The sequence below is a fragment of the Pseudoalteromonas sp. Z1A6 genome (assembly GCF_011378745.1).
Classification (GTDB): domain Bacteria; phylum Pseudomonadota; class Gammaproteobacteria; order Enterobacterales; family Alteromonadaceae; genus Pseudoalteromonas; species Pseudoalteromonas arctica.
In genome coordinates this window covers 1-21,134 of record NZ_WTKW01000030.1, presented here as the reverse complement: position 1 = coordinate 21,134, position 21,134 = coordinate 1, and the positions used below count along the sequence as shown (strand labels likewise).

Below are 21,134 nucleotides of genomic sequence, written 5' to 3'. Positions count from 1 at the left end.
AATGAGAAAAGCTTTCATTAGTTAAGTATATAAATACTTTTTAGCTGAACTTAAAATATTTACATTAGCTATACACCTTTCTACTTTAACGTCTCTTTGTTTTTTAAACCCTTGATTAGTTAAAGGTAACATTCTTATTTTTAACATAAATACCGACTTTGAACTGTGAAACACAATTGATATGCGTTATCATTCGCAACATTATTAACTTCTAATATTAACAATAATGAACAAACTCATTAAATTTACCCCTATTTTATGCGCACTCGCTTTAGCTGGTTGTGGAAGCGGCTCGGGCAACAATGCACCATTATTTACCCAATCAAATTTAAGTTTTACGCTTAACGAAGATACCGCTTTTTCAGGACAGGTTTCAGCCACTGACGACGACCCGCTTAGTTATACTTTGGCGCAATCTCCAAGTAACGGCATTATTACATTAGAGGCTAACGGTGAATTTACTTACACACCACACGCTGATTTTTTTGGTGAAGATAGCACGACTATTTCAGCAAGTGACGGCAGTTTAAGCGCTGATGTTGTTGTACGTTTTATTATTGAAAACATTAATGATGCACCTACTATTTCAACAACTAATGTTACATTTACTACCTCAACAACAAGTGTAGGTAAAATAAATACTAGTGATGTTGATGGCGATGCAGTGAGCATTACGCTACTTACACCGCCAAGTAGTGGTGTAATATCTATAAATAGTGAAACTGGTGAATTTAGCTATGAGGCACAAACACTCACTACGCAAAATGATGAATTTACCGTTAGTTATACCGACGGTATTATAAGTGAGCCATTAACTGCGACTATTTCACTTAGCCCCTCTTATGTAACAAATGAAGACAAACGTAACTACTACTACAGCTCAGATAAGTCTCATTTAAAACAAGCCGATTTAATAACAGAAAATATTAACGATGAACTATCTCGTTATAGTATTTATCAAACTCAAGCTGCAGCTTATGCGCGCGCTGGTTTTTTAACTACCGCACAAGAGTATTTAGCGCTGATTAACGAACAAACAGCCTATGCCGATGGGCTTTTAAAAGTAGCCAGTGCACTGGATACGATTAATCGCTCTGAGCAAGCTATAGAATATAGAGAGCTAGCTTTAACATCTTATAACCAATACCTTGCTGAAAAAGGATTGGATAATATAGACAGAAATGATGCATCTTGGTTGTTAACTATTACACGAGACTATTTAGATGCATTACAACTGTCGCAAGCAACTAGCTTAATTGAACAAATTGAAGGCTATGCATTAAACGCAGCACAGGATGAATTTACAACTACATTTGGGTACTTTATTACTGCATTTTCAAGTGCTGCAAGCTCAACTCTTGAATCATATGCAGCGACACCCACTGCTGAAAACTTAGAAACTGCAAAGTTATTCGCTAAATCGTTCGCTCAATTAAGTAATAAAACCGGCTACGTAATAGCAAAAAATGGTGATTATAAAGGAGAGCCAACTCACCGCTCTCGTATACTATATTTAGCATGGTCGGCAGAGTTTTTATTACAAACTAATCAGTTAGAACTTGCCCGTGAATATACTAATAAAGCACTCGCTCTTTATGGTATTACTAATTTCGATAGTAATTATAATTATGCTGCCTCACCTTATTCACAAGCAACTCTTAGCTACTACCCGTATGCACTAAGTAATTTAGCTACACTTATCGAGGCGCTGTACGACACAACTAAAAACCCTGCATATGAACTAATTACATCTGAATGGGAGCAATCATTTGCACAACGCTCAATGGTTTCATTTATTGTGGCGCAGCGTTTATTAGCAGGCGAAGATGCCACAACAGTACTCGATGAAGTTGCTCAACCTTTTAAAGATAAAGATGAATATAACGTGCTATTTCAGGGGTTAACCGATACTACAAACTTACCTGGTACTGCACTTATTTTGAGCCAATTTAATCGAAATGATTTAGCTCAACAAGTAATGAATTATGCCGGTGATTTACTTATTTCAGATGAGTACATACAAGCCGAGAGTTATGCAACGTATCTTACTGGTTTTAGAGGCTGCTCTGCTTTTGTTGAAATAAGCGGTCGCGTTGGTATGGATGAAAAAGTTCAAGCTGAAAAGTGCATTACTATGCTCGAAAAACTACAAAGCGGTGAGCTACAAACACTCTCATCTAGCAGCCAAATTTCAGTTCATAGCAATGTAATAATGACGCTAACTCGATCTGGCTCAACGAATGATATCCCAGCTATATATACGCAATTACTTAACTATATATCAGAACTAGAAACCCCTGAAGATCGCTTTGAGAACCGCTTAGAAACACTTGGTTTTATGATTGATGCGGGTTATTCAACACAAGCATTAGACACATTTACTTTATCGGTTGAAGAAATTACGCCTTTAATTTCAGAGTTTGATAGCAACCAATTAACCGATCTAGTTGAGCTTTTAAAAGAGTATATTTTAGATATTGAAGCGCCTAAAACTGGGTATTTCACTATTTACAGTGCGTTGTCATCTATGGGGGCTAATGCTCAAAACATTAATGACTATGAAGCTAAATACCAAGGATTTAAAGCACCAACGTCTACGTTAATTAATACTTTAGAGGAACGCATTACTGCGCTTTCAGACACCGCATTACAAAGTAATATGATGGACTTAGTTTCTGCTCATGTGCTTCTTGGTGATAATGCTAAAGCAATTTCGTTAATTGAAAATAGCGTAAATGGCTCAGCAGATAAACTCAACCTTTATACTGAAATGGCAAGTTTAATAGCTGCCCGTGATGACTTTAGAGAAAAAGCAGTTGCCAGTGTAGATACCGATCACGACGGACTTCCTAACTTTTTCCTACCAAATGTAAGCGAAGACGACATAACAGCCTCAGGTTTAATAGCCGATCAAGATGCCGACAATGACGGCATTATTGATAGCGAAGACAGTACTCCACTTGGTAATTAATTAAGAGATTTAAATGCAGACACCTAGCACCTTAGCGTGTCTGCTTTTGCTTACCCAAAACGCTTATGCAGCGAACGAGCAAGAGCAGACCGACCAGTCAAAACCCATATGCAGTACTTTACAAAATGAAGAAAAAAAACGTTGTGAAGCCTTAGAACACATAGAAGTAAAAGGTCAGTACATAGGTATTGAAGTGCCTGAAGTAATTGGTCGCTCATACCTCGACCGTAACTTTATAACCTCGACCGCTAAAGGTAATGGGGATATAAATGAGTTAATTGCCCTCCTCCCTGGAGTACAACTCAGTAACGACGCTTTTAGTATTGAAAGCTTGGCTGAAATTAGCGCACCCGAAATATCTATTTCTGGCGCGCAACCTTGGCAAACAGGGTTTTCGATTGATGGCATGAACTACAACAACCGTATTGATCCCGCCAGTGCTACACGAGTTACAGCTACCAGCAATGATGTGTCGGGCGGTGTGCAAAGCATGAATGTAAATTCAGATATTGTTGAATCAATAACCGTGTACGACCATAACATTCCAGCCGAATTTGGTGGTTTTTCAGGTGGAATTGTTGATGCTAAAACCAAAAGTGCTTTTGCAAAAGACAGCTTTAGCTTTGGTGTGCGTGGGAATCAAAGTAGCTGGGGAGAATACCATTTTCTTAAAGCTGATGAAGAGTCTGGACAACGAAATGTTGATGATGAAGCACTAGAAGCCCCAGAGTTTAAAAAAATAAGTTACTCATTGAGCGCCAATAAACAACTCAATGAACGCCACGGACTTATGGTAAGCGTTAATTACCTTACCAGCGACATTAGTGATTTTTCACTGGGTCAACCAAAAACGCAAAGTCGCCGAAATATTAATGCATTAGTTAAATATGGATACAAAAATGGCTGGGTCGATCAGCTTGATATTAGTTTAATGTACGCCCCTTACGAAGTTGATAACTTTATTGTTGATACCAAAGACAGTAACTTTCACTTAGAAGGTGGAGCAGTGGGCGGCGTAATATCGCTAACAGAAAATTTAAGCTTTGCTACATGGCACAGTAACCTTAATGTAAATTTAAGCGATAGCAGTCGAGAGTCCCAAGATCACTTTTATAATTGGTTGCAGGCAAAAGGAAAGCAATGGGGAGAATTTGCGGACCAAGGATTATCTAATACGCGTTATTCCAAGCAAGGTGGGTATGGGGCGCTCGATAACACACAATTGACCACGAGTTGGAAAAACACTCTCGATTTTAATACGTTTAAATTTTTGAGTGTAGAGCACAATATTAAAGCTGGTATAGAGCTTATACACCAAGAAGTGAAACGTGAACGTTTTCAAAATAGTTACACATACGACTCTCCTATTATTTGGTCAAGCGCCAGTGCACCACTTAATTGCAGCGGTTACACGCTTGATTGCCAATCGCTTGAATCTGCTATTTCTATAGAGCAACTTACCGAGCAATTGGGAGGGAGTATTGATTTTAATAACCCTGAACATATTGCAGCTTATAGCGATAACATTGTAAGTACTGCACAGTATTTTAATGGTCGTAAAGTTACACCTGCTGAATATATAAATGTAGGACTTAACCGTGGCGCTTTATATATCACCGATCATTTAACGCTTGGTCATGTAAATATTAACTTAGGAATGCGCTATAACTATGATGATTTTTTAAAAAATCATAACTTAGCCCCGCGTATTTCGCTTGGTTACGATGTGTTTAATGATGGACGTACAATAATAAGCGCAGGCGTAAACCGTTATTATGATTCAGGAATTATTGGTTATAAAATAAAAGAGCAACAAAACTTTTCGTATAACGAATACCGCCCTATCGAAAACGGCTACTTACAAGGCTGGTTACCCTCTAATTACACTGGCGCATTTAAATATCGTTTTAACGATGTGCAAACACCTTTTGATGACGAGTTAGCTTTTGGTATAGCTCACTCATTTGAAAAAATTGGTAACTTTTCACTTAAGTATGTAAAACGGAAAAAGCATCAACAATTGTCTCGCTCAACTGCTGATACGCCAAGTGAAGATGGCTTCAAATATATTGAAATAACAAACAGCGGTACAGGTAGCTCTGAGCGTTACTCGATTGCATGGAGTGCACAATTTAAAGCACATTCATTCTGGGCAAATGCTTCATATGCGCAAAATAAAGTGTCAAACGACAGCTACAATGCAACCGCAAATAACACCCCTCTTGATGAGCTAGTTTATTACGTTAATGCTAAAGAAGAAGGTGAACTTGTTACACTTAACCAGTTATCTCAAATTCGCACCAATTTTGGAACTCCCGTAACCGGCGCTATGGGTTGGAATGTTGACTGGCTTGATTCACTTAGTACAGGCTTAAACATTACCTATAGTGGTAGCTTTGATACAGCTGTTAGCACAGGCGCGAGTGAAAGCGTTGAGCTAGACAAGAGCTGTATTAGTTGCCCTATTACATCTACTTTGGTTGATGTTTATGAGCAACGTGTTATTCGTGCCCGCACTATGGTCGGCTTAAGCTTACGATATAATCCTAAAATTAGTGAAAAACACAACGTAGAAATACGCGCTGATGTATCTAACCTTTTAAACGCCCGTACTTACAATGTAAACGAAGGAGCCGCTGGCATTGAACCTGGTCGAATGTTTTGGCTTGGAGTAACTTATAAATATGATTAAGCTACTTGGTTTAATAACATTATTACTCCCCCTTAGTATGCACGCTCAACAATACAGCAACACAGAGCTACGTGGTTTGTATAGTAAGAGCCAAGTAAATTGGCCTGCCATTCAAACCAGTGATGAGCGTATAGTTGAGCCTCTTTCGCTATTGCCAATAGCCACTCCACGGGCAGAGCACGTTGCACTTGGCAATAAGCTTTTTCATGATACACAGCTTTCACGCGATAAAACCGTAAGCTGCGCAAGTTGTCATGAACGAGATAAGGGTTTTCATGATGGTCGTGCCACTGCAATCGGTATAAATGATCAAGTGGGCACCCGCAATACCCCTGCAATTTTTGGTATAGATCAGTGGCAAAGTTTTTTTTGGGATGGTCGCGCTAAAACAGCTGAGCAACAAGCACTTATGCCCATTAGCAACCCAATTGAAATGGACTTAGATCCACAAAAAGCTTTAATGCGGGTCAATAAAGATAAAAGCTATACGGCATTTAATAAAAGTGCTTTTAATTCAAATACGCTCTCCATGGCACAAATGGCAGAAGCCCTCGTTGCATTTGAGCGAACACTCATTGCACCTAATACTCGTTTTAAATCATTTATTAATGAGGTTCAGAGTAATCCAAAAAAAGCGGTTAGACGCTTATCAGATAGTGAATTAAACGGATTACATTTATTTAGAACCAAAGCAAAATGTATGACTTGCCATAATGGCGCGCTATTAAGTGACAACCAATTTCATGGCACTGGCCTTCATTACTACGGCCGTAGTTTTGAAGATAAAGGCCGGTTTAATATTACAAATAATCCAAGTGATATAGGGTTATTTAGAACCCCTTCTCTACTTGGTTTAACACAAACATTTCCTTGGATGCACAATGGACTTTTTGATGACCTACTAGGTATAGTAAACATGTACAACCATGGTGGAGCAAGACCTAAACCTAGGAAAAACCAATTAAACGATCCTCATTTTCCTAAAACGACGAAACTGCTAAAGCCATTAAAATTAACTAAGCAAGAGCGTTTAGATCTTGTTGCATTTCTAAGGATTTTATAAATTTTGCAGCTGCTCTATCAGCCATTTATGAATAGGGCTGTTATTAGTACGCGGGTGCCATGCGCTATTACTTTAAAGGTAGGAGGCAGAGCTTCTTTTTGAAAGGTATCGAAGAAGGATATACACTCTCAATACATATGAGTATTAGGTGAATTAGCTTGCTATATTTTTCAATAATAAATTACTAGCCGTTTAATAACTCAATAATTATTGAGTTATTAAACCATTACTTTATTACGGCCTGCATTTTTAGCTGCGTATAATTTTTCATCAGCTCGTCGGGATGCATCTTTTGGGGCTTCGCCCGCTTTAACTTGTACTACACCAATACTTACTGTTGATTTTATATGGAGTGAGGTATGAGTAACATTCTCAATACTTTCGCGTATACGCTGGGCAACTTCATGCGCAAAACTAAGTGCAATATTAGGTAAAACAACTAAAAATTCTTCTCCACCAACCCTACCTGCACAATCTGTTTGACGAATGTTTTTTTCTATAAATTTAACAGTAGAAATAATAACTTCATCACCAATATCATGTCCATATGTATCGTTTACTTGTTTAAAGTGGTCTATATCAATAACAATGAGTGAACACGCATTCCCTAAAAACTCGCTTTTTTTAATCGCGTTGTATTTAAATGCAAATATTGCTCTACGATTAGCGATACCTGTTAATTCGTCTTTTAATGCAAGTGTTTTAAATCGCTGTTTATGCTGAGTTTGTTTATAAGTTATGTAAGCTAAAATCAATATCAGCCCAATAGAAAACAGCAAAGATGCGATTTGCCAAAATGCTTTTTCATCAGCTAAATTTAATAACTGCTCTTTTACCTCTGATGACTCTTGCAGCCTTGTTATTTCTCGTTTTTGCTGTTCCCAGTCAAACGCTAAACGTTGAGATAGTAATGTATTATCTGCAATTTCTTGCACTTTTCTATCTGCGATTTTTAATAACTCTCTTTGAGCTAAGGCTTCTTGCTGATAGTTATTTTTTTGCACTGCTAATTCACGCTTAAATTCTAAAAAACGAGTTAAAGAGTCGACTGACCATACTTGAGAACTATTTTGTTCAAAATCTAAATAAAGAAGCTCCGCTTCATCTAGGCGACCCTTTTTAATTAACCACTCAGCTGTTGTTATTGATTGAATAAATTTAATCCACTCACTATTTAGCGTTAAATCCCTGGCTTTATTTAAGTATTGTTTAGCCTCTTGCAGCTCATTTAATTGAATATTTATTTGTGCAATTTTAAAGAGTAAGTAAGCATTCCCTTCATCGTCTTCATACTTAGTTACGGCAGGGAGTATACTGCTGTACAACACTATCGCTTTTTGATAATTACCTTGAGCTTCGTAAGCTTGGGCTAGGCTATCTGTGGCTATGTACCATTCTTGCTCATTATAATTTGTCAGCTCATTAATTGCTCTTTGCAATTGTTCTTCAGCGAGCGAAAAATTGTGAAGATCGGCATGGATAAGCCCTATCTCTTTAAGTATAAGCGCTTTATCGTAAGAAAAGTCGCCTTGTTCAAAGGTATTATAAGCTTGTTGAAATGCCAAAAAAGCTTGCTGGTACGAACCTTGTGAACGAAAAATTATCCCTAATATTAAGTTAGCTGTCGCATGTTGATAATAAAGCTCTGGATTTTTAGAGGTGGCACTAATAACATTTTTAGCCATTGAAGTGGCTGTACTTACTTTGCCTTGTTGGTATAAATGAAATGCTTGGCATGTTTGTAAATCGAGTTTTAATTTAGGCGAGCCAGCTTTTTTGATTGCTTGATTAGCATCTGTCAGTAAATCATTTAATGCTATGTAATTATTGTCATTTTGGGGGTCATAAAACCAACACTTTACAGTTTTAACGCGAGCAGTATCGAGCGATGAAGAATAAGGTAAATTGCGCTCTAACTTATCCATAAGCCCACGACTTTGACTACTCGTTAAATATCCACTTAGTATCTTTTCAACATCTTCTTTTACTGTGTTAGCAAAAGTACTAAAACAAAGTAGAGAACAAAAAACACCAAAAAATAACTTAAACATTTAGCTTTATAATTCCTTTACCGCACTTAAAACACAATTGTAGGACACTGTAATTAGCTGACGACAATCTTTAATAACTATTGTTAATTATGGTAACAGTATTTGCTTTAATACTTACATTAATACTTGTATTAAAGTTTGCTGTTATAGGTTTTGTAATTGCTCTATCAACCACTTATGAATTGGGCTGTTGTTAGTACGTGGATGCCATGCGGCTATTACTTTAAATGTAGGAGGCAGAGCTTCTATTTTTAGCTGTTTAACTTTGCTATTTGGTAATAATCTTGATGGGTAAAACGCTAGCATATCGGTTGTATGTAAAATGTCAGGCACCGCTGAAAAGCTCGGTACCGACATTACAATATTACGTTTTAGCCCTTGGCTTTCAAACCACTGATCGTGCGACCCGCGTAAATTAGCACGCGATGGCGATACCACTAGCTGAGGATGCTTTGCAAATTGCGCCAAGCTCAAAGGCTCCATGTAAGTGTTGTTACCAACACCAGAAATACACAAATGCTGCTCTTCAAACAAAGTAATATAAGAAAGATTGTCGGGTATAAACTCAGGAAAGCTAATCAATAAATCAAGCTCGCCTGCCGTTATAAGTTGATTAACGTTATCGGATGCAAAGTCGCGCACTATCAGCTTTAAACCGGGGGCTTCGCGACGGGTAATATTAAATAATTGCGGTAGTAAAGCCTGCGTGGCGTAGTCGGTTGCGCTTATGGTAAACACGCCTTTATAGGTTTTCGGACTAAACTGCTCGGGCTCTAGTAACGACTCTAATTGCTTTAATATATGATTAACTGGCGTCTTGAGTCCTTGCGCTTTAGGAGTAGCAACCATGTTATTGCCCTGTCGAATAAACAAGCGATCGTCAAATAAGTCTCGTAGCTTTCGTAGTTGCTCACTAATGGCTTGTTGCGTTAACCCCATTTTTTTAGCTACTTGCGACAGATTTTGCAGCTCTAACAAGCTACTGAGCACTCTTAACTGTTTTATATCGAGCCGGCTAATACCATTCATAATTGTATGCTGTACAAAAAAGTGTTGTTTCAAATTGTATCTTTAAATCTCTATGCTGCCAACGTTGCTTAACCACTATTTAAGCCTTTATTTGCTTTATAAGAGAATTTAAAATGAAATCAGAATCAGTTAATACCGCCCCTTTATTCTCATCAATTGAGCTTGGCCCTTTTACACTTAAAAACCGTATTGTGATGCCTCCTCTTACTCGCTCTCGTAGTACACAACCGGGCAATATTCCTAATGAATTAATGGCTGAGTATTATGCACAGCGCGCATCGGCTGGCTTTATGGTTACCGAAGGCACGCAAATAGAACCTCGTGGCCAAGGCTACGCTTGGACACCTGGTATTCACTCGCAAGCACAAATTGAAGGCTGGAAAAAAGTAACACATGCAGTACATGCTAAAGGCGGTGTTATTTTTGCTCAGCTTTGGCATGTAGGGCGCGTATCGCACGCCACACTACAACCAAATTCAGGTAAACCGGTTGGCCCTTCAGATATTATTGCTGACAATGTAAAAGTATTTATTGAAACCGCACCTGGTGAAGGCGCATTGGCTGACCCAAGTGAGCCTCGTGCACTAACAACAACTGAAGTTGGCGAACTGGTAAACATGTATGCGCAAGCTGCACGTAATGCTCTAGAAGCAGGCTTTGATGGTGTGGAGCTGCATTGTGCTAACGGGTATTTAGTTAATCAGTTTATTTCTGAGCATACTAATAACCGTGACGATCAATACGGTGGAACGCTTAGTAATCGCCTGCGCTTTTTAAAAGAGATAGTTGAAGCGGTAAGTGACGTTGTAGGCTCCGATCGTTTAGGTGTTCGCTTTGCTCCTTTATTTGAAAGCACAGATGAAACACGAGTGTATTTAGGACTTGTTGAATCAAACCCTCATCATACTTATGTACAAGCCGTTAAAGTGCTTGAGCAAGCTGGCATTGCTTACTTATCAATAGCGGAAGCTGATTGGGAAAATGCTCCTGATTTACCACAAGAATTTTATAAAGCAGTACGAGCTGAATTTTCAGGTCGCATTATTTATGCTGGTAAATACACAGTAGAAAAAGCGGTACGTATTTTAGGTGAAGGTTACGGTGACTTATTTGCATTTGGTCGCCCATTTATAGCTAACCCTGATTTACCAGAGCGTATAGCGAATAATTGGACGTTTAACGAGGCCGATGCAGCCACTATGTATGGCGGTACTGAAGTCGGTTATAGCGATTATCCTTTTTATCAAAAGTAGCCAACCTAGACTCTAAACGATATATGGAATTGGTATAGAACCGATACGGTTTTATACCTGGTAGCTTAATCAAGCTACCTGTTTTGAGGTAAGAAAACGGTGTTGATAACACAGCTAAAATTTTGTTATTAGTTGTTCTCGACAATTGCTCTTTCATTGCCCTACCCTCTGCATTTATGCAGCCATATATCAGTCATTTTTTAATAGAGTTAGCGTTAGATTTAATCCCTCAAATTGATTAAGTATTACTGCGGATTGGTATTAGCGTCAAGAATAGTAAAGATAAGTAAAAGGGTGTAAAGCCTCCCTACAGTTGCCCTTACATGCAGTTGGCATTCAGTTTCAAACGTCAATACTAGCCATGTTAACCACAATCGAGGCAATATTATGAAACTTACATTTATACTACCTGCACTATTAGTTATTGGCACTTTATCTAATTCTGCATTTGCAGCACCACATGATAGATATACAAAGCAAGAATATAAAAAGGTTCAGCTAAAACGAGAACTGAAAAAAATTAACCAAACTAAGGTAATCAAGTATGTTCCAGTTAAAGTTGTTAAAAGAAACGTTAATAACACAGCATTTATTAAAGTTAATGTCATAACGTATCACCCTAGCCTTAAATTTATTAAAAGATAGATGCGCCCTTTAAAATATAAAGTCATGTTTGCGGCAATAAACAACGCGCCGCAAACTTAGCTTTTTACACCATTTAAACTCTATTATTGGTATTTTCCCATCTAAAAATGCACGGAAATAACGTTTTCTAAGCACAACAAAAAAGTCCAAATATATAATTTAATAGCAGTATTATTAAAATATCTCTCGTAATAACCCCCCTTAAAAATCGTCAAAAACTAGATATTATGTCAAGAACCGTCAGTAAAATGTAAAAAGCTGTAAGCATAGCTCCGTTTGCTGTTGTATGTCAGTTAACATTCAGTTTGAACCGCTAGTATTGAACCCAGTTATGTAAAAACATAAACGAGGCAATACTATGAAACTTACTTTTTTACTACCTGCACTGCTCGCCATTGGCGCAGTATCAGGCTCTGCGCTTGGAGCACAAAACGAGCGAGAGAATGATAAAAGCTTTAAACGTGACCACGACAAACGTGTTGAATATAAACGCGATGAACGCCGCCATGAAAAAAAGCAGCGTATTGAGCATAAAAAAGAAAAACGAGAAGACCGTAAGCAAGAAAAACGTAAACTTGCTAAGTACAAGCAGGAAAAGCGTGAACAATACCGCTACAACCAGCGCAAATATAACTACTTAACAAGCCATAATAATTCAGTCGCTTACAGACAAAATCGATTTATGAACCATTTACCACGCAATAGCGCATCGATTAGATTTAATGGTATTTCGTTTACGTTTAACGACGGCCTTTACTACCGTAAAGCTAAAAGAGGCTACCATGTAGTTACGCCACCTAGAGGCCTGCGTATAAATACGCTACCAAGAAATTACAGGCATTTTAAGCATCACAATACCACCTACTACACATATCAAAACGTGTATTACGTCGCAAATAATGACGGTTATACAGTGGTTGATGAGCCACCAACCCGTCTTAATCAGGCAATAAAAGTGGGGAATGTGAATGATTATAGCTTGGGCCAAACTTACGATTCATTGCCTCAGGCAGCACAGGCCGTAATAATTAACTCGCAGCAGTATTTTAAATACGGCGATATTTATTTTTTACCGCAAATAAGTGGTGACGACATAAAATACCTTGCTATCAAGCTAGGTTAAATCCGCTATAAATTAAAAGACCTTGCTACCAATAGCAGGGTCTTTTTCATTTCCCCTGTAGGTAATAACTTAAAGCAATAAAATCAATTCCCTCTCTAAACATTAACATGTCTTAGTATTTGTAAGCTTTTTTGCTAAACTAGCTCGCATATTAATAGTGAGAGTGTATTTATGTCGGGTGAGTTTCCACGTGCTGGTTTTTGGCGCCGTTTTGCGTCGTTAGTTTACGATACGTTAGCCATTATTGCGTTTGCGATGTTAACTGTAGTGCTGTATTTATTTGCCGTTCAAGGGCTTATTTCTCTCGATGTAATTAGTTTAAATGGCGCAGAGGATGTATCTGCCTTTATTCAAAATTCAAATCTTCTTTCGGGTATTCGTACCGCTCTTTTAATTATTGTTACCTTAGTATTTTTTGGCTACTTTTGGACTAAAAGCGGGCAAACCATTGGCATGCGTGCATGGCGTTTAAAAGTACAAACTCTTGAGGGTAATTTAATTAGCTGGCCGCAATCAATTATCCGCAGCGTTAGCGCTTTACTCGGTTTAGGTAATTTGGTGGTGTTAGTAGATTTTAAAAACAAAAAAGCACTGCAAGATTACATCTCTAAAACAGAAGTTATTGCACTTACTAAAGAAGAAAACAGACGTATTTATAGTGAGCTTGATTAATACCAACTTTTCAAATCGTGAGTTAAGCGGTAATTAAGCAGTAGTTAAAAAGCAAAAAGGGTGACCAGTGGTCACCCTTTTTCATGCTTTGAATAGGTAAATCTATACCCGTTTATTCATCAAATAGGTCGCAAAGCCTATAAATATAATACTGGGTAATACCGCCCCTATAATGGCAGGTATTTGGTAAACCATAACGACAGGGCCAAATATTTCATTAGTTAAGTGAAACACAATCCCTGTAACAACTCCCATAATAATACGTGCGCCCATAGTAACGGTACGCAGCGGGCCAAATATAAACGAGAGCGCCACCAGCAGCATTACCGCAACAGATACTGGCTGCATCAACTTACGCCATAGAGCAAGCTCGTAGGTACTTGTGTCTTGTTCGTTTTGCTCTAAGTAACTTAAATACGACCAAAGCCCAGTAAATGAAAGTGACTCCGGTTTTACCGAAACAACCCCTAACTTTTCAGCTGTGAGTTGCGAAGGGTAAAACTCTTCTGGTAATTGCTCTGTTGTGGTTTTTTCGCTAGTGATAATAACTTTATTAACGTCACGAAGTAGCCAGCCATCTTTTCGGCTCAGTGCATCTCTTGCTTTAGTAATTTGGGTAAGCTCTAACGATTTATCAAAGTGGTACATATGCACCCCGTTAAGCCTGCCGTTTTCATCAACATCTTCAATATTAATAAAATTATTGCCGTCTTTAGCCCATACACCTTTTTGTGTATTAAACACATCGCCGCCATGTATTGCTTGGTTACGCATTTCTTTAGCGTGCAATTGTGCTTCAGGTGCGCCCCATTCGCCCAATGCCATCATACAGATAGCCATAAATATGGCCGTTTTCATCACAGAGCCAATTATTTGTAAGCGCGACATACCAGCGGCTTGCATCACTACAAGCTCACTGTTTGAGGCAAGTGCCCCCAAACCCGTTAAGCCACCAATTAGCGCAGCCATCGGAAAAAACACCACTAAATCGCCAGGTATTGTGTAAAGCGTGTAAAGCATTGCAGTCATTAAGTCGTAACTGCCGCGCCCTACCGACTTTAACTGGTCGATAAATTTAATTAAGGTGCTAATACCAACAAGTACCAACAATGCAAAGCCGGTAGTTTGTAAAATACTGCGGCCTAAATACCAATCAAGCGTTTTCATCATGAGCCTAACTCCCGCTTAGTTACTACGGCTTTAAGCCAAGCGCCCAGTGGTCGCCCTTTTATAATTAATAACCCACCTATAAACAAGGCACTTAGATGAATCCACCACAAGCCGATTGAAGGCGGGATTTTGCCATCTTCAACTGCAAATTTAGCGGCATTTAGTAAAATAAAGTAGCCTAAGTACAAGCTAATAGCAGGCACTAGTTTTGCAAATTTACCTTGGCGAGGATTAACCACACTTAGCGGTACTGCCAGTAAGGTAAGTAGCGGGATTGATAACGGAATAGCGAGTCGCCATTGCCATTGAGCAATAGATTCAGGAGTGTTTATAGCCAATAATTGGTTAGTTGGCACAGCCTCTAATTTACGGCGTTGATGCTCTATTTCTTGCTCTCGTATTTGTACGCTGTAACCATCAAATTCTGTTAAATTAAGTGCAGGCGTTGTGCCGTCTGTTTCGTAACGTTTACCGTCTGTTAGTACTAGCTGTTGCTCACCATTTACGGCTTCAACCACAACACCTTGCTCTGCATATACTAAGCGCGCTAGATTGCCTTTTTCGCTATCGGGTAACTGTGCAACAAATACCTTATTGAGCTCTTTGCCGCCTTTTTCAATATTATGAATAAACACCACGGCTTTTTCGTTACCGGTTTCTTGGAACCGCCCAGCTCTGAGCGCAGATAACCCCGCATCGGCTTTGGCTTGTTCTTTCAATTGATACTCTTGCTCGCTTGCCCACGGCGCTATATACATAGTCAATGCAGCGGCTAATATGGCAAGCCCAACGCTTGATATAAGCGTTACGCGCACAACATACCATTCACTTACGCCACAGGCTTTAAGGACGGTCATTTCGCTATCTGCATATATACGGCTGTAAGCCAAAATAATGCCTAAAAATATACTCAGCGGAAGTATTAGCGAGGCTAGTTGTGGAAGCTTTAGTGCAATCATCGATAGCACTAATTTAGCAGGAATGCTGCCCTCAGAGGCATCACCTAAAATACCAACTAACTTTTGTGACAAAAATATTGTCATTAAAGTTAAAAATACGGCGACCTGCGATTTTAAAACCTCAGCGGTCAAATAACGGAAAATTAGCAATGCTCGCCCCTGTTAAACATGGAATTTCACTACGATAGTGAGAATTGAATAGTTAAATAGCTATTTTACCCAATTAATACCGGCAAATAGGCTATTATTATAAGCCATCAAATTTAATTATCCTACCTAAGTGCACGATATAATGTTGCATTAGTAGCCCTTAAGCATATAAAGTTCAATTACACAGTAAGAGTCTAGCAAAATCAGCTAAAATAAGAATTATCCTTACATAAGTTACGTAGATAAGACTAGAAAATACTTTTTTAGCCCCAACTTACTAACTTAAATGACTCAAAATCAGGAGTGACAATGGAATTTAACGTAAAAAGTGGTAGCCCAGAAAAACAGCGCAGCGCATGTATTGTGGTTGGCGTTTACGAGCCACGTAGGTTATCCCCCATTGGTGAACAACTCGATAAAATTAGTGATGGCTATATCTCTAATTTACTTCGCCGTGGCGACTTAGAAGGTAAGCCAGGCCAAGTTTTATTATTGCATCATGTACCCAATGTATTAAGCGAGCGCATATTGCTTGTTGGTTGTGGTAAAGAGCGCGAGCTTGATGATAAGCAATATAAACAAATTATTTCTAAAACTATTAATACCTTAAACGAAACAGGCTCTATGGAAGCAGTCTGCTTTTTAACAGAGCAACACGTTAAAGGTCGCGACACTTACTGGAAAGTTCGTCAAGCAGTAGAAACAACACAAGATTGCTTATATACGTTTAACCAATTAAAAAGTAAAAAAGTAGATCCTCGTCGTCCGCTTCGTAAAATGGTGTTTAACGTACCAACACGACGCGAACTAACGATTGGCGAAAGTGCCATTGAGCATGGTTTAGCCATTGCTGCAGGTAGTAAGCTGTGTAAAGACGTGGCTAATATGCCACCAAATATTTGTAATCCAGTGTACTTAGGCGAGCAAGCACAAGAGTTGGCAACTAATTTTGACAACATCACTGTTGATATTATTGGCGAAAAGCAAATGGCAGAACTAGGTATGAATTCTTACCTAGCTGTTGGCCGAGGTAGTGATAACGAATCGATTATGTCGATTATTAACTACAAAGGCGCCGCTGACGACCAAGCCCCTATTGTACTTGTTGGTAAAGGCTTAACGTTTGACTCAGGCGGTATTTCATTAAAACCAGGCGAAGGCATGGACGAAATGAAATACGACATGGGCGGCGCTGCAGGTGTTATTGGCGCAATGCGTGCACTTGCACAAATGCAATTGCCAATTAACGTTATTGGTGTTTTAGCTGGCTGTGAAAATATGCCTGGCTCAAACGCGTATCGCCCGGGTGATATTTTAACAACAATGTCGGGGCAAACAGTTGAAGTGTTAAACACCGACGCTGAAGGTCGTTTAGTATTGTGCGACGCACTAACGTACGTTGAACGCTTTAATCCAGATACCGTTATTGACGTAGCAACACTTACTGGCGCTTGTATTGTAGCCCTTGGCGCGCATGCGACTGGTTTACTATCAAACCATAACCCACTTGCACACGATTTATTAAAAGCGTCTGAGCAAAGTGGCGACCGTGCATGGCAGTTACCGTTATGGGATGACTATCAAGATCAGCTAGAAAGCCCATTTGCTGACTTTACAAACTTAGGTGGACGCTCTGCGGGTACTATTACTGCGGCATGTTTCTTGTCTAAATTTACTAAAAAGTATCATTGGGCGCATTTAGATGTTGCCGGTACAGCGTGGCGCAGTGGCGCTAAAAAAGGCGCAACGGGTCGTCCTGTACCAATGCTTACTCAGTATTTATTAAATAGAGCTGGCGTAAGTGAAGCCGCTCAAGATTAAACACACTGTTTAGCTACTTATAAGGCGCCATTTGGCGCCTTATTTATTTGTGTATTAATTGAAGCAAACCCCGTTATATGGCAAAATCTGCCTCTTAATTTATGTATATCAATTTGGTATACATTCAATGTCATGGGAAACCCCGATACAATGAACATGAACGCTAAATTTTTCGTTCTAAAGCAACAAGATGAGTCTAAAGCGAAGGCTGACGATCATTTTGCTTTGGCTGCTCAAATTGCGGCCGATCAGTATCGAAATGGGCAGCGTGTGTTTATTTGTGTTAACGATAACGAAGCAGCCTGTGCCATTGATGAAATAATTTGGGCATTCGATCCAGATAGTTTTGTGCCACATAATTTACAAGGTGAAGGCCCTAAAGGCGGCGCACCTGTAGAAATTGGTATTACGCCACCTGTTGGCAATCGTAAAGTTTTAATTAACTTGGCTACTCAATTACCGGATTACATTCGTCGGTTTAACCAAGTTTTTGATTTTGTACCCGTAGAAGCAGCGGCTAAACAAGCAGCCCGCGAGCGTTTTAAAAAGCTACGCCAACTCGGTGCCAATCTCACCACGCAAGATATTAATAGCTAGCCAATCAGGCAAACTAACCAACTAATTTAAGTACTTATTTAAGGTTCTGTGTAATGGATAAAACCTACAATCCGCAAGATATTGAACAGTCTCTATATCAAGACTGGGAACAAAAAGGCTACTTTAAGCCATCTGGCAAAGGCGTACCATATTCAATTATGATCCCGCCGCCAAATGTCACTGGTAGCTTACACATGGGCCACGCCTTCCAAGATACAATAATGGATACCCTAACGCGTTTTAAACGTATGCAAGGTAACAACACATTATGGCAAGTAGGTACTGACCACGCAGGTATTGCAACGCAAATGTTAGTTGAGCGTAAACTGCATGCCGAAGAAGGCAAAACACGCCACGATTTAGGCCGCGAAGATTTTATTAATAAAATCTGGGAATGGAAAAAAGAATCGGGCGGCACTATTACCAAGCAGCTTCGTCGCCTTGGCGCATCGGTTGATTGGGATCGTGAACGCTTTACCATGGATGATGGTTTATCTGAAGCTGTTAAAGAAGTGTTTGTACGCCTTCACAAAGAAAACCTAATTTACCGTGGTAAACGCCTAGTAAACTGGGATCCTAAATTACACACGGCTATTTCTGATCTTGAAGTTGAAAACAAAGACAAAAAAGGCCACATGTGGAACTTACGTTACCCACTGGCTGATGGCGTTACAACGCAAGATGGAAAAGACTACATTGTAGTAGCAACTACCCGTCCAGAAACTATGCTTGGCGACTCAGGTGTTGCAGTAAACCCTGATGACGAACGCTACATAGATTTAATCGGTAAAGAGATTTTATTACCTATCGTTAATCGTCGTATTAAAATTGTTGCTGACGAACATGCCGATAAAGATAAAGGCACGGGCTGTGTAAAAATAACCCCAGCGCACGACTTTAATGATAACGAAGTGGGCAAGCGTCATCAAATGCCGATGATCAACATTTTCGATAAAGACGCAGCTATTCTTACCCAAGGTGAAACATACACCTTTGACGGTAAAGAGCTTGAGTTTGATGCGCCAATTCCTGAGCGCTTGCGCGGGCTTGATCGTTTTGCAGCGCGTAAAGCAATTGTGGCAGAATTTGAAGAACTTGGCTTACTTGAAAAAATTGAAGACCATGGTTTAACCGTTCCTTATGGCGACCGCTCTGGTGTGGTAATTGAGCCACTACTTACCGACCAATGGTATGTACGTGTTGCACCACTTGCAGAACCTGCAAAAGACGCAGTTAAAAACGGCGACATTCAATTTGTGCCTAAGCAATACGAAAACATGTATTTTTCGTGGATGAACGACGTACAAGATTGGTGTATTTCACGCCAGCTTTGGTGGGGTCACCGCATCCCAGCTTGGTACGACAATGAAGGCAACGTATTTGTTGGTCGCGACGAAGCTGAAGTACGCCGTGAAAACAACATTGCAGATAGCGTAACGCTTAGCCAAGACGAAGACGTACTTGATACGTGGTTCTCATCAGCGCTTTGGACGTTCTCAACGCAAGGTTGGCCTGAAAATACCGATGATTTAAAAACCTTCCACCCGTCTGACGTGTTGGTAACGGGGTTTGATATTATTTTCTTCTGGGTTGCGCGCATGATTATGATGACGCTGCACTTTGTAAAAGACGAAAATGGCAAACCACAAGTGCCGTTTAAAACCGTGTATGTAACCGGCTTAATACGTGATGACAACGGCGATAAAATGTCTAAGTCAAAAGGTAACGTACTTGACCCACTAGACATGATTGACGGCATTGAGCTTGAAGACCTAGTACAAAAGCGTACTGGCAACATGATGCAGCCAAAACTTGCCGCTAAAATCGAAAAAGATACGCGTAAAGTATTTGCTGGCGGTATTGAAGCACACGGTACAGACGCCCTTCGCTTTACCCTTGCGGCAATGGCATCAACCGGTCGTGATATAAACTGGGATATGAACCGCCTTGAAGGTTACCGTAACTTCTGTAATAAATTATGGAACGCGAGCCGTTACGTACTAATGAACACAGAAGAGCTAGATTGTGGTTTTACTGGGCTAGGAAGTAATGTAGATACTGTATTAACAGATAAAGAGTTCTCATTAGCTGACCGTTGGATTTTAGGTCAATATGAAGCAACAGTTAAAACCTACACAGAACACCTAGATAACTACCGCTTTGACTTAGCTGCTAACACGCTTTACGAATTCACATGGAACCAATTTTGTGATTGGTACTTAGAACTAACTAAGCCAGTACTGTTTAAAGGTAATGAAGCGCAGCAACGTGGTACACGCCATACGCTAATAACGGTACTTGAAAGTTTACTGCGTTTAATGCATCCAATGATGCCATACATCACTGAAACTATTTGGCAACGTGTTGCACCACTTGCAGGCCTTGAAACAGAGAACACCAGTATTATGGTTCAGCCGTTCCCTGTATACAACGAAGCAAGCGTTGATGCTAAAGCAATGGAAGATTTAGAGTGGGTTAAACAATTCATTTTATCTATTCGTAATATTCGTGGTGAAATGGATATTAGTCCAAGTAAACCGCTTAGCGTATTACTTGCTAATGCATCAAGTGACGACATGCGCCGTATTGAAGAAAACAAATCATTTTTAGCATCACTTGCAAAAATTGAAGAGTTTACAATGCTTGAAAACAAAGACGATGCACCAGCATGTGCAACGTCTTATGTTGGCAACCTTGAGATCATGATCCCAATGGCGGGCTTAATTGATGTGGAAGCCGAGCTTTCGCGTATTAATAAGCAACTCGAAAAAGCAGAAAAAGGCCTAGCACAAGTACAAAACAAACTTGCTAACGAAAAGTTTGTAAACAACGCACCTGAAGCGGTACTTGCTAAAGAAAATGCAAAACTGGCTGAATTTAGCGATGCTAAAACTAAGCTACTTGAGCAAAAAACTAAAATAGAAAGCTTATAATTTTA

At 39.5% G+C, this 21,134-nt stretch carries 14 protein-coding genes; 10 read left to right on the top strand and 4 right to left on the bottom strand.

The window, feature by feature from the left end; translation table 11 throughout:
• Window positions 1-226: 226 nt before the first annotated feature.
• The 3 genes from GQR46_RS03540 to GQR46_RS03530 are packed head-to-tail and all read left to right on the top strand — an operon-like array spanning window position 227 to window position 6,726.
• A complete protein-coding gene (locus tag GQR46_RS03540) occupies window positions 227-2,971 on the top strand; it encodes an Ig-like domain-containing protein (protein ID WP_165739956.1) in 2,745 nt (914 codons plus the stop codon).
• Window positions 2,972-2,984: 13 nt separating this feature from the next.
• A complete protein-coding gene (locus GQR46_RS03535) occupies window positions 2,985-5,663 on the top strand; it encodes a TonB-dependent receptor plug domain-containing protein (protein WP_165739955.1) in 2,679 nt (892 codons plus the stop codon).
• Window positions 5,656-6,726 carry a cytochrome c peroxidase gene (locus GQR46_RS03530; RefSeq protein ID WP_165739953.1) on the top strand — a complete coding sequence of 357 codons (1,071 nt, stop codon included), beginning with the start codon at window positions 5,656-5,658 and terminating at the stop codon, window positions 6,724-6,726. The genes GQR46_RS03535 and GQR46_RS03530 overlap by 8 nt, the downstream gene beginning before the upstream one ends.
• A 218-nt stretch (window positions 6,727-6,944) precedes the next feature.
• On the opposite strand, the gene GQR46_RS03520 is transcribed toward GQR46_RS03530, so the two are convergent.
• Window positions 6,945-8,777, bottom strand: a complete 1,833-nt coding sequence (locus GQR46_RS03520) for a diguanylate cyclase (protein WP_165739951.1) — start codon at window positions 8,775-8,777, stop codon at window positions 6,945-6,947.
• Between the two features lie 144 nt (window positions 8,778-8,921).
• Window positions 8,922-9,839: a LysR family transcriptional regulator gene (locus tag GQR46_RS03515; protein ID WP_197176283.1), complete on the bottom strand. Its 918-nt coding sequence runs from the start codon at window positions 9,837-9,839 to the stop codon at window positions 8,922-8,924.
• 80 nt (window positions 9,840-9,919) lie between these two features.
• Here GQR46_RS03515 and GQR46_RS03510 point away from each other — a divergent pair, with 80 nt between their 5' ends.
• The 4 genes from GQR46_RS03510 to GQR46_RS03495 all read left to right on the top strand — a co-directional run bounded on the left by GQR46_RS03510 (window position 9,920) and on the right by GQR46_RS03495 (window position 13,499).
• Window positions 9,920-11,059: an alkene reductase gene (locus tag GQR46_RS03510; protein ID WP_165727268.1), complete on the top strand. Its 1,140-nt coding sequence runs from the start codon at window positions 9,920-9,922 to the stop codon at window positions 11,057-11,059.
• 387 nt (window positions 11,060-11,446) lie between these two features.
• Window positions 11,447-11,704 carry a hypothetical protein gene (locus GQR46_RS03505; protein WP_165727267.1) on the top strand — a complete coding sequence of 86 codons (258 nt, stop codon included), beginning with the start codon at window positions 11,447-11,449 and terminating at the stop codon, window positions 11,702-11,704.
• Between the two features lie 358 nt (window positions 11,705-12,062).
• Complete coding sequence (locus tag GQR46_RS03500) at window positions 12,063-12,827, top strand: DUF6515 family protein (protein ID WP_165727266.1); 765 nt, start codon at window positions 12,063-12,065, stop codon at window positions 12,825-12,827.
• 171 nt (window positions 12,828-12,998) lie between these two features.
• Entirely contained in the window at window positions 12,999-13,499 is a 501-nt protein-coding gene (locus GQR46_RS03495; RefSeq protein ID WP_007587274.1) for an RDD family protein, read from the top strand.
• Window positions 13,500-13,601: 102 nt separating this feature from the next.
• On the opposite strand, the gene lptG is transcribed toward GQR46_RS03495, so the two are convergent.
• Both lptG and lptF read right to left on the bottom strand, forming a co-directional pair.
• Window positions 13,602-14,669 (bottom strand): LPS export ABC transporter permease LptG, encoded by a 1,068-nt coding sequence (gene lptG / locus GQR46_RS03490; RefSeq protein WP_165727265.1) that lies wholly within the window; start codon window positions 14,667-14,669, stop codon window positions 13,602-13,604.
• Complete coding sequence (gene lptF, locus GQR46_RS03485) at window positions 14,666-15,778, bottom strand: LPS export ABC transporter permease LptF (protein WP_002962016.1); 1,113 nt, start codon at window positions 15,776-15,778, stop codon at window positions 14,666-14,668. Before lptF ends, lptG begins: the two co-directional genes overlap by 4 nt.
• A gap of 309 nt (window positions 15,779-16,087) precedes the next feature.
• Between lptF and pepA the strand changes: the two genes are divergently transcribed.
• The 3 genes from pepA to GQR46_RS03470 all read left to right on the top strand — a co-directional run bounded on the left by pepA (window position 16,088) and on the right by GQR46_RS03470 (window position 21,129).
• Window positions 16,088-17,599: a leucyl aminopeptidase gene (pepA, locus tag GQR46_RS03480; protein WP_007587283.1), complete on the top strand. Its 1,512-nt coding sequence runs from the start codon at window positions 16,088-16,090 to the stop codon at window positions 17,597-17,599.
• Window positions 17,600-17,749: 150 nt separating this feature from the next.
• Window positions 17,750-18,196, top strand: coding sequence for a DNA polymerase III subunit chi (locus GQR46_RS03475; protein ID WP_007587285.1), 447 nt, complete (start codon window positions 17,750-17,752; stop codon window positions 18,194-18,196).
• A gap of 53 nt (window positions 18,197-18,249) precedes the next feature.
• The gene (locus tag GQR46_RS03470) at window positions 18,250-21,129 is read left to right on the top strand and encodes a valine--tRNA ligase (RefSeq protein WP_165739949.1); all 2,880 of its coding nucleotides are present in this window, start codon (window positions 18,250-18,252) and stop codon (window positions 21,127-21,129) included.
• Window positions 21,130-21,134: the final 5 nt, after the last annotated feature.

Coding starts and splice junctions, on each gene's coding strand:
- GQR46_RS03540 (WP_165739956.1), top strand. CDS start 227: ATGAACAAACTCATTAAATTTACCCCTATTTTATGCGCACTCGCTTTA.
- GQR46_RS03535 (WP_165739955.1), top strand. CDS start 2,985: ATGCAGACACCTAGCACCTTAGCGTGTCTGCTTTTGCTTACCCAAAAC.
- GQR46_RS03530 (WP_165739953.1), top strand. CDS start 5,656: ATGATTAAGCTACTTGGTTTAATAACATTATTACTCCCCCTTAGTATG.
- GQR46_RS03520 (WP_165739951.1), bottom strand. CDS start 8,777: ATGTTTAAGTTATTTTTTGGTGTTTTTTGTTCTCTACTTTGTTTTAGT.
- GQR46_RS03510 (WP_165727268.1), top strand. CDS start 9,920: ATGAAATCAGAATCAGTTAATACCGCCCCTTTATTCTCATCAATTGAG.
- GQR46_RS03505 (WP_165727267.1), top strand. CDS start 11,447: ATGAAACTTACATTTATACTACCTGCACTATTAGTTATTGGCACTTTA.
- GQR46_RS03500 (WP_165727266.1), top strand. CDS start 12,063: ATGAAACTTACTTTTTTACTACCTGCACTGCTCGCCATTGGCGCAGTA.
- GQR46_RS03495 (WP_007587274.1), top strand. CDS start 12,999: ATGTCGGGTGAGTTTCCACGTGCTGGTTTTTGGCGCCGTTTTGCGTCG.
- lptG (WP_165727265.1), bottom strand. CDS start 14,669: ATGATGAAAACGCTTGATTGGTATTTAGGCCGCAGTATTTTACAAACT.
- pepA (WP_007587283.1), top strand. CDS start 16,088: ATGGAATTTAACGTAAAAAGTGGTAGCCCAGAAAAACAGCGCAGCGCA.
- GQR46_RS03475 (WP_007587285.1), top strand. CDS start 17,750: ATGAACATGAACGCTAAATTTTTCGTTCTAAAGCAACAAGATGAGTCT.
- GQR46_RS03470 (WP_165739949.1), top strand. CDS start 18,250: ATGGATAAAACCTACAATCCGCAAGATATTGAACAGTCTCTATATCAA.